The 7,069-nt window shown below is 71.1% G+C and carries 16 protein-coding genes; 6 read left to right on the forward strand and 10 right to left on the reverse strand.

Going from position 1 to position 7,069, the window contains the following annotated elements; all coding sequences use genetic code 11:
• Positions 1 to 29 precede the first annotated feature (29 nt).
• The 9 genes from J2S42_RS41755 to J2S42_RS41795 all read right to left on the reverse strand — a co-directional run bounded on the left by J2S42_RS41755 (position 30) and on the right by J2S42_RS41795 (position 3,439).
• Positions 30 to 332 carry a hypothetical protein gene (locus tag J2S42_RS41755; RefSeq protein ID WP_307233938.1) on the reverse strand — a complete coding sequence of 101 codons (303 nt, stop codon included), beginning with the start codon at positions 330 to 332 and terminating at the stop codon, positions 30 to 32.
• Between the two features lie 236 nt (positions 333 to 568).
• On the reverse strand, positions 569 to 829 hold the full coding sequence (locus J2S42_RS41760; RefSeq protein ID WP_307233940.1) for a hypothetical protein: 261 nt from the start codon (positions 827 to 829) through the stop codon (positions 569 to 571).
• Positions 826 to 1,047, reverse strand: a complete 222-nt coding sequence (locus tag J2S42_RS41765; RefSeq protein ID WP_307233942.1) for a hypothetical protein — start codon at positions 1,045 to 1,047, stop codon at positions 826 to 828. Before J2S42_RS41765 ends, J2S42_RS41760 begins: the two co-directional genes overlap by 4 nt.
• Positions 1,048 to 1,169: 122 nt before the next feature.
• Positions 1,170 to 1,520, reverse strand: a complete 351-nt coding sequence (locus J2S42_RS41770) for a hypothetical protein (protein WP_307233944.1) — start codon at positions 1,518 to 1,520, stop codon at positions 1,170 to 1,172.
• A 96-nt stretch (positions 1,521 to 1,616) separates the two neighbouring features.
• Positions 1,617 to 1,826, reverse strand: coding sequence for a hypothetical protein (locus tag J2S42_RS41775; protein WP_307233946.1), 210 nt, complete (start codon positions 1,824 to 1,826; stop codon positions 1,617 to 1,619).
• A 15-nt stretch (positions 1,827 to 1,841) separates the two neighbouring features.
• On the reverse strand, positions 1,842 to 2,150 hold the full coding sequence (locus tag J2S42_RS41780) for a hypothetical protein (RefSeq protein WP_307233948.1): 309 nt from the start codon (positions 2,148 to 2,150) through the stop codon (positions 1,842 to 1,844).
• Positions 2,151 to 2,243: 93 nt separating this feature from the next.
• The gene (locus J2S42_RS41785; RefSeq protein WP_307233950.1) at positions 2,244 to 2,495 is read right to left on the reverse strand and encodes a hypothetical protein; all 252 of its coding nucleotides are present in this window, start codon (positions 2,493 to 2,495) and stop codon (positions 2,244 to 2,246) included.
• Complete coding sequence (locus tag J2S42_RS41790; protein ID WP_307233951.1) at positions 2,495 to 2,686, reverse strand: hypothetical protein; 192 nt, start codon at positions 2,684 to 2,686, stop codon at positions 2,495 to 2,497. Before J2S42_RS41790 ends, J2S42_RS41785 begins: the two co-directional genes overlap by 1 nt.
• A gap of 90 nt (positions 2,687 to 2,776) precedes the next feature.
• On the reverse strand, positions 2,777 to 3,439 hold the full coding sequence (locus J2S42_RS41795) for a hypothetical protein (RefSeq protein WP_307233953.1): 663 nt from the start codon (positions 3,437 to 3,439) through the stop codon (positions 2,777 to 2,779).
• A gap of 244 nt (positions 3,440 to 3,683) precedes the next feature.
• Here J2S42_RS41795 and J2S42_RS41800 point away from each other — a divergent pair, with 244 nt between their 5' ends.
• The 6 genes from J2S42_RS41800 (at position 3,684) to J2S42_RS41825 (ending at position 6,371) form a co-directional block, all read left to right on the forward strand.
• On the forward strand, positions 3,684 to 4,094 hold the full coding sequence (locus tag J2S42_RS41800) for a hypothetical protein (protein ID WP_307233955.1): 411 nt from the start codon (positions 3,684 to 3,686) through the stop codon (positions 4,092 to 4,094).
• Positions 4,091 to 4,393: a hypothetical protein gene (locus tag J2S42_RS41805; protein ID WP_307233957.1), complete on the forward strand. Its 303-nt coding sequence runs from the start codon at positions 4,091 to 4,093 to the stop codon at positions 4,391 to 4,393. Before J2S42_RS41800 ends, J2S42_RS41805 begins: the two co-directional genes overlap by 4 nt.
• 28 nt (positions 4,394 to 4,421) lie before the next feature.
• Positions 4,422 to 4,685: a hypothetical protein gene (locus J2S42_RS41810; RefSeq protein ID WP_307233959.1), complete on the forward strand. Its 264-nt coding sequence runs from the start codon at positions 4,422 to 4,424 to the stop codon at positions 4,683 to 4,685.
• A gap of 165 nt (positions 4,686 to 4,850) precedes the next feature.
• Positions 4,851 to 5,159: a hypothetical protein gene (locus J2S42_RS41815; protein ID WP_307233961.1), complete on the forward strand. Its 309-nt coding sequence runs from the start codon at positions 4,851 to 4,853 to the stop codon at positions 5,157 to 5,159.
• 76 nt (positions 5,160 to 5,235) lie between these two features.
• Positions 5,236 to 5,859, forward strand: coding sequence for an Aca2/YdiL-like domain-containing protein (locus tag J2S42_RS41820; RefSeq protein ID WP_307233963.1), 624 nt, complete (start codon positions 5,236 to 5,238; stop codon positions 5,857 to 5,859).
• Positions 5,856 to 6,371 carry a hypothetical protein gene (locus J2S42_RS41825; protein ID WP_307233965.1) on the forward strand — a complete coding sequence of 172 codons (516 nt, stop codon included), beginning with the start codon at positions 5,856 to 5,858 and terminating at the stop codon, positions 6,369 to 6,371. Before J2S42_RS41820 ends, J2S42_RS41825 begins: the two co-directional genes overlap by 4 nt.
• A 50-nt stretch (positions 6,372 to 6,421) precedes the next feature.
• Here J2S42_RS41825 and J2S42_RS41830 read toward each other — a convergent pair.
• A partial coding sequence (locus J2S42_RS41830) for a hypothetical protein (protein ID WP_307249427.1) occupies positions 6,422 to 7,069 on the reverse strand: 648 nt, incomplete at its 5' end.

Genomic DNA, 7,069 nt, shown 5'->3' on the forward strand with positions numbered 1-7,069 from the left:
GCCGGCGGGGCGTTGCGCTGCCTGGGGTTCTACTCGCCGGCGAGGGCCGTGTTCGCGGCGGTCGCGAGGGCGAGTGCGGCGGTGCGGACCTGGGCGAGCTGGGCCGCGTTCAGGCCTGCCTGGCTGCCTGCGGCGAGCGCGGCGGTGAGGGCCTGCATCTGGCTGGCGAGGGCGGCTGCGGTCGGCTGGCTGGCCGGGGACGCCGGTGCGGCCGGTGCGGGGGTGGGGCTGTGGGGGGTGGGGAAGCCGAGCACCTGCGACAGGGTCGGGCCGGCGGCGGCGGTGGAGCGGAGCAGGGCGTACCTGGCGGCTGCGGACGCGGATGCGGGCATGGGGTGCCTCCTGGGGCTGGTGCGGGGGTTTGGGGGTTGCCCTCGCGGCGTGGCCTGCGGTGGGGCTGACACCAGCTTGCGGGCTGAGAAATTCGGGGTCAAGGTGGGCGAATGTGTTTCCCTGACTGGGTGACACGCGCTGCGCGTCCACTGTGGAGTCCGTGCCGGTTTGGGGGCGTGCGGACGCGGGAACGCCCCGCCGGCGGGGGCCGTGCGGGGCGTTCTGCTGTCCGGGATCAGGTGATCGGCTGGCCGGCGGCGAGCCGGGACAGATAGCCGATGACCTCGTCGGCGGTCAGCCCGTCCATGACGATGACGCCGCGGGCGGTGTCGGTGGCGGGTTCGTCGTCGGTCGGGTCGACCTCCAGCTCGTACAGCCAGATGCTGTGCGGGTCGGTGGTGACGTTCGCGCCGCGGCCGGACGGGAACTGGTAGTGGGCGTGGCCGGGCGCCGAATCGGTGATGAAGAAGTCCAGGTCGGCGAGGGTGGCCGTCATGCCGCCGCCAGCTGGAGCAGCTTCGCGGTCGCGTCGTCCTCGGACAGGCCGCGCATGCTGGGTCCGTCGGAGACGGCGATGCTCCAGGTGGTGCCGTTGAAGACGATGGACGCCTCGGTGCCGTCCGGGAACTGGTAGCGGGCGGAGTCATCGTTACGGCTGACGAGGTGCTGGTCGAGGCCGTCGCGCCACGGCAGGGTGTTGGTCGGTGCGGTCATGCGGGGCTCCTTGCGGGGGTGAGGGGTCCGCCGCCGTCCGGGGAAGAGAACGGCGGCGGCTGGCCGGTTGGCCACCGTGCCCGCCCGAGCAGGTGCGATCGGGCGGGCCGGAAGCACAGCGGTCAGTACCGGCGTTCGGCGTCGGGCCGGTTGAGGGTGTTGACCCCGTTGAGCGCGTCGTTCCAGGCGTCCTGCTCGCCGGCGGGAAGCGTGATCCCGGAGCCGAGCATCGCCGCGGTCTGGGCGAGGACGGCGAGGGTGTGCGCGGACTCGCGCAGGTGCGCGGCATACACGCCCGGGCCCTCGTTGCGGTGCTCGCGGTTGTAGACGTGCTGGCCGTTGAAGCGGTTGTAGACGCCGCTCCCGGCAGGGTTGTTCATCTGGGCGACCACCCGGTCGGCCTCGTAGAGGCGGCGGATCGATTCGGCGGCGAGTTCGGGGCCGGAGTAGAGGCGGACGGTCGTGTCTGTCACGTGCTCTCCTGCTGGTCGAGGTCCGGGCTGTCCGGCCTGCCACCGCCACAGCACCCGCCACATACGGGCGCGGATGCTGGACGGGGCCAGGCCGGGCTACCGGAACGTGACCGTGATCCCACGGGCCGCCCCGTAGTCGACGATCAACTTGGTGCGCTCCTCCCCGAGAACGAAGAAGCCGAGGTCGAGCGTCAGGCTGGTCGCGGTGTGTGCGGCCACGGTGACGAACGCGCGGACGTCGAGCGCAACCATCTCGGCGTGCTCGAATACGTCGGTGACGGTCGGGGTTCGGTCGGTGCTGTCCATGCTGGTGTCCCCCGGTCAGCCGATGTTGTAGGTGCCGGAGTGCTCGACGTGCTCGATCTCGACGGGCCGCACGCCGTCCGCGGTGGCGACCGTGAACGAGCCGCCGTTGATGCCGGTGACGACGCCCTCGACGCGCTTACCGCCGTACAGGACCGCGATGAACCCGGTCAGGGTCGGGGCGTTGAAGCTGAACTGGGCGTGGGCGGTGATCGTGGCGATGGCCTGCTCGCGGTGGCGGCGCTCGCGTGGGGTCTGCGGCTCGGCGTGCTGGATGGCGTCGTTGCGGGTGCTGATCTCGTCGAGCATGGCGCGGATGTCGCTCATCGGGTGGTCTCGCTTTCGGTGTCGGGTGGGCTGGCCGGGCGCGTCCAGCGGGGGTCTGTGACACGCCCGGCCAGCAGGGGGAGGGAGGAAAGATCAGTTGATGCAGCAGAGGTACGAGCCGCACGGGCCGTCCGGCTTGCAGTCGCCGTCCGGGTCGTGGTGGTGGCCGCAGCCGCAGCACGCCCAAGCGCCGAGGTCGTGGATGTCGCCGCAGCAGCAGCGCATCTGCGCGTAGACGGTCCAGTGCTGGCCGCCGCACAGCCGGTGGCCGGTCATCGTGCCGACCTCGCCGTCGACGACCTCAGGCTGTACGACCTGGCTGGGGCGGGGGACGAGGCTGCCCATCAGGCGGCGATCCGGGCGAGGCCCGCGGTCCGGGCGCGCTGCACGCCGATCGACTCGGCGATCGCGGCACGGCGGGCGGTCTGCCGGCCAGGGCGGCGCCGGGGGCGGGCGGGGCGGGTGTCGTCGAGGTCCAGGTCGCGGGCGGGGCGGGTGTCGTCGAGGTCCAGGTCGCGGGCGGTGATGGCGCGCATGGGGTGCTCCTTCAGAGCTGGATGGGGGCGGCTGGCCGGGCGGTCCTGTGCCGGACGCGCCCGGCCAGCCATTACGGGGGAGAAAAAAGATCAGGCGGCGGTGAAACCGAGCAGCGCGGTCGCCTTGCCGGTCGGCTGCCCGCCGGCCAGGTAGCCGTACGTCTCCAGCCAGCACCGCCCGGCGGCGTTCAGGCGGCCGGCGGACCAGTTCCCGCGGCAGGTGTCGCCGGGGGCGGTGTCGAGGTCCATGAGCAGGCGGGTCCCGGCGGCGTCAAGGGCGTCACGGCGGGCGGTCCGGTGCTTGTCCCGGCCGCGGCCAGCGCGCCAGACGATGCCGTCGATCGCGGCGATGAGCATGGCGCGGATTGCCGACGGGCCGGGCGGGGTGGTGGAGGCGCCGCCGCGGCGGATCGGGACCTGGCGGCCGCGGTCGACGGCGAAGTCCTTCAGGCGGGCGGTCGGCTCGGCCGGCGCGGGTGCCGGGGCGGTCCACTTGGCGCTGCCGTCGGCGGTGGCCATCTTCTCGACGATCTGCGCCGCGCTCATCTGCGCCTGGGCGAGGTAGGCGACTCGGGCCCAGTAGTCGCGGGCGCTGTCCTTGTTCTCGAACGGGTTGGTGAGCTCGTCGTGGCGGGTCATGCCGGAGCGGGCGGTGACGGTGTAGCCGTCGACGGCGGTGGAGAGGGACAGCGTCAGGGTGCCGTAGGTGCGCTCGGCGACGACGGTCCCGGGCGAAGCGGTAGTGTTCTGCATTGCTGATCGCTCCTGGTAGCTCAGGGTCGGTCGGTTCGCGGTTGGCATTCGCAGTGCTTTCCGCGTGGCCCGGTCGGGAGTTCGCAGCTCCTGGCCGGGCCGTCTTGCGTTGTGCCGGGGTTCGCAGCCCCGGCGGCCTTGCTGGGGACTACTTTGCCCCACGCCGACCGTAAGTGTCAAGTGACTTGGCACAGTGGCCTTGCTTAGTTGCTTGGCAAAGCTGCTTTGTGTCATTCTGTGGAGGATGACCGACTACTCACGCGCGCTCCACAACGCCGCAGACGAATACCGGGCCGCAGAAGCCCAGCTCAACCGCGCCCGCGACAACCTCGCCGCCACCATCCGCGCCGCCTACTTCGACACCACGAAGAAAGCCGACGTCCTCCGCGGCATCAACTACGAGTGGTCCCGCACCCATCTCGACGACACCATCATCAAAGCCTGGTGGAACGAACTCGACGACGCGCTCCGCCAGCGCCTCCTCGCCGCCGTCGACCAGCCGCACCTACCCACGGAGCTGATCCCCGAACTCGCGGAGGCCGGCGTCGCCGTCCAGTTCTGGAGATTCGCCGGCGAAATGGAACCCGTCTGGCCGCGCGGACTCAAGCACTTCCTCGCCGAACGCAAGCCCCGGACCCCCAAGGAGCCCGCATGATCCTCGAAGGCCAGAGCGGCAACTACCTCGACAGCGACGCGTTCGACGCCGCCTACCGCGCCCTCATGCCGTTCAACCCGATCGCCCAGGCCCGCGCCACCATCGCCGAGACCGTCGTCGCCACACTCATCGAACAGCGCGCCACCAACGGGATCGACCACCTGCGCGACCTGGCGCAGTCACCGACCCTCCGCCTGCCCCTCGTCGAGCAGATCAAGGCGCAGCTCTCCGGGTCGCTGAACGCGCCGCGCACTGGGGTCGACGAGGCGATCGCGGCTGGCGCCGCCGCCCTGTCCTGACCGCGGTCAAGAGGCAGAAGGAGCCCGCATGACGATTCCGACTTCTGCGGAAGGCGACGTCCCCTGGGATGCCGTCGATGGTTGGGGTGGGCACTACCGGTCGAGAATCGACCCGGCGTGGGAAGTGCATGAGGCTGCCGGTGGCGCGGGCTGGGAGCTGCGTAACACTGCGACCGGCTCCGTGCGGCCGATCGATACGCGCGGCGGACTGTATGCGGCGCTGGATATCGCCGAGGCTGCGATTCGCAGCGTGGTGCACGGTGATCCTGGCAGCCAACGCTGGACAACCTGACCTGTGTCGCCCGATGCCCGGCGTGCCGCCTTCCCGGTGGCGCGGCCGGGCATCGTCGCGTCTGGCCCCGTTGGAGTGACGAAGCTTTTGCTTCCTAAATTAGGATGCTAATGTTGGTGCATCGCCAGGGGACAGCCCCAGGCAACCACAGACAGGAGACCCACCATGGTCACCACCACCAGCTACGGCACCTGGGCCAACCACGGCGACGGCGAACTCACCCTCGAAGCGGGCGTCGCCACCTCCCTCGGCGAATACGCCAACGACTACGACCTCGACGCGCTCACCACCGCCTACCGCGACGCGATCAACGACGCCCTCCCGGACAGCATCAGCCTCGCCGGCAGCGACTTCTACGGCCCCGCCTACGACACGGACCGGGACTTCACCGGCGAGCCCGCCGACGCCATCCGCGAGGCGATCGCCTCCGTCGACTTCTGGTCCCTTGCCGCGAAGTACGACAAGACCGCCTGACCCGTCCCGCCCAGCTGGCCCGGACCCCCACGATGGGGCCGGGCCGCTCGTCATAGAGGAGCCCACCGTGCCGCACATGACCGGCGCCGCCCTGCACATCCACCGCCGCGGGCTCGGCCTGACCGGCGACCAGCTCGCCGCGATCGTCGCGGTCACCGGCCGCACCATCCGAGCCTGGGAAGCAGGCCGCGACCCGATCCCCGCCGGCGCCGCAACCGAGATCGAGCGGCTGCGCGAGCGAACCCGGGAGGCGATCACCGCCCTGACCGTCGACCTCGCCGACCACGACGGCGACCCGACCATCGCCGTCTACCGCGGCGACGACGAGTTCTGGGCCGCCCACCCCGACGCCAAACCACTGCCGGCCGCCTGGCACCAAATGGTCGCCGCTCGCGTCGCCGAACACGTCCCGACCGCCCGGATCGTCTGGGCCGGCGCCACCGGCGATCAGCCGGTCCGGCGCTGGCCGCTGACCCGGCTCGCCGAGGCCGCCGCAGCCGCCAGGCAGAACCGGGACGCTGGCGCCGTGAAGAAGATGCTGCCGCACCTGCGGCTCCTCGCCCTCGACGAGCGCGTCCAGGCCGAGACCCGGATCAACGTGCTCCTCTCGGCCGCGCGCGCGATCGACCCGCGCATCGGTCGCGCCGCCAGCCCAGCCGACGCGCTGGACGTGCTCCTCGTCGCGGCCGACGCCCGATGAACGACCGGCAGCTCGTGGCGCCGCCGGTCGTCCGGGTCACGCCCGGCACGGCGGCGCACCGCGAACTACTCGCCGACCTGGGCCGTGAGCCGCTGGCGGGGGAATGGTGGGAGGACGCCGAGTCCGCGGTGGACGCAGACAGTGCACGTACCTCGTACATGGTCGTCTACGCGGACGGGCCGGACAACCGACCGGTGCCCGCAGCGTGGGCCGGCTGGCGGCTGGAGGCCGACGGCACGCGGCTGAAGTGCGTCGACAACTACGTCCGGCGTGGCTTCCGGCAGCGCAGCCCCGAGCTGTATCGGCTCGTCTACGCGGCCCGGCACCGCCAGGTCGTCCTCAAGCTGCGCCTGCCCGCCGAGACGTACCTGTTCCCGGAGCCGATCGGCCGGCACCTCGCCTCCGGCTGGCAGATCGACCCGGCGCCGGGCGCGGCTGGGGAGTCCACGCCCTACGGCGGCGGGCCGGTCCACCGGTGGCAGCGGCTCGTCTGGACGCCACGGGCGCGCTGACTGCAGTTCGGCGCGCCGCAGGGAGGGCAGCATGCCGGGGAACGGCGCGTCTACCACCGGTGCTGGCGCCACTGCCAACGATTCCGCAGGTCATGCCACCGATTCGACAATCCTCCGCGCTGGTTCATCGACCGTACGTAGGCGGCATGATGCGGATGCCTTTGCAGTAGATCAACGAACTCGCGCAACTCCACTGCGGCGTCAAAGGAGCGGCCGTCCAAGACCGCCGCCCTCGTCCGGTCCACGAAGGCGTTCAGGACCGGATCGTCGCTGACCTGCAATGCACGCATCAGTGCAGGGATATGATCGTCAATCAGGGCCCGCAGGTGCGCGAGGAACCTTTCTTCGCCGTCGGCGTCAATGAACGGTAGCTCCGCTGGAAGCGTGTGCTCGTCCATGAAGTCGAGCCCGTCCCACCGCATGTGAAGAACTTCCTTCAGTCCATGGCAGTGCACCGCATGCAGGGGCGGGTGAGGCAAGGCGGAGCTATGGAGCATACGGTTTGCCGACCGCTCCGGAGCCGCCAGGAGGGCGGTGGCGGCATGGATTTCGCGTCGCCACTTGCGTGCTGCCAAGACGACGGCATCCTTGCGCTCTTGGGCTCGCTCGCTGGCGGCCGCCCGGTTGAACAGCGTGGCCGCGATCAGCGCCGTGGTAGAGAAGCCGGTCGCCCCGGACAGCAGGTTGACGAAGTACGG

It is taken from the genome of Catenuloplanes indicus, assembly GCF_030813715.1.
Classification (GTDB): Bacteria; Actinomycetota; Actinomycetes; order Mycobacteriales; family Micromonosporaceae; genus Catenuloplanes; species Catenuloplanes indicus.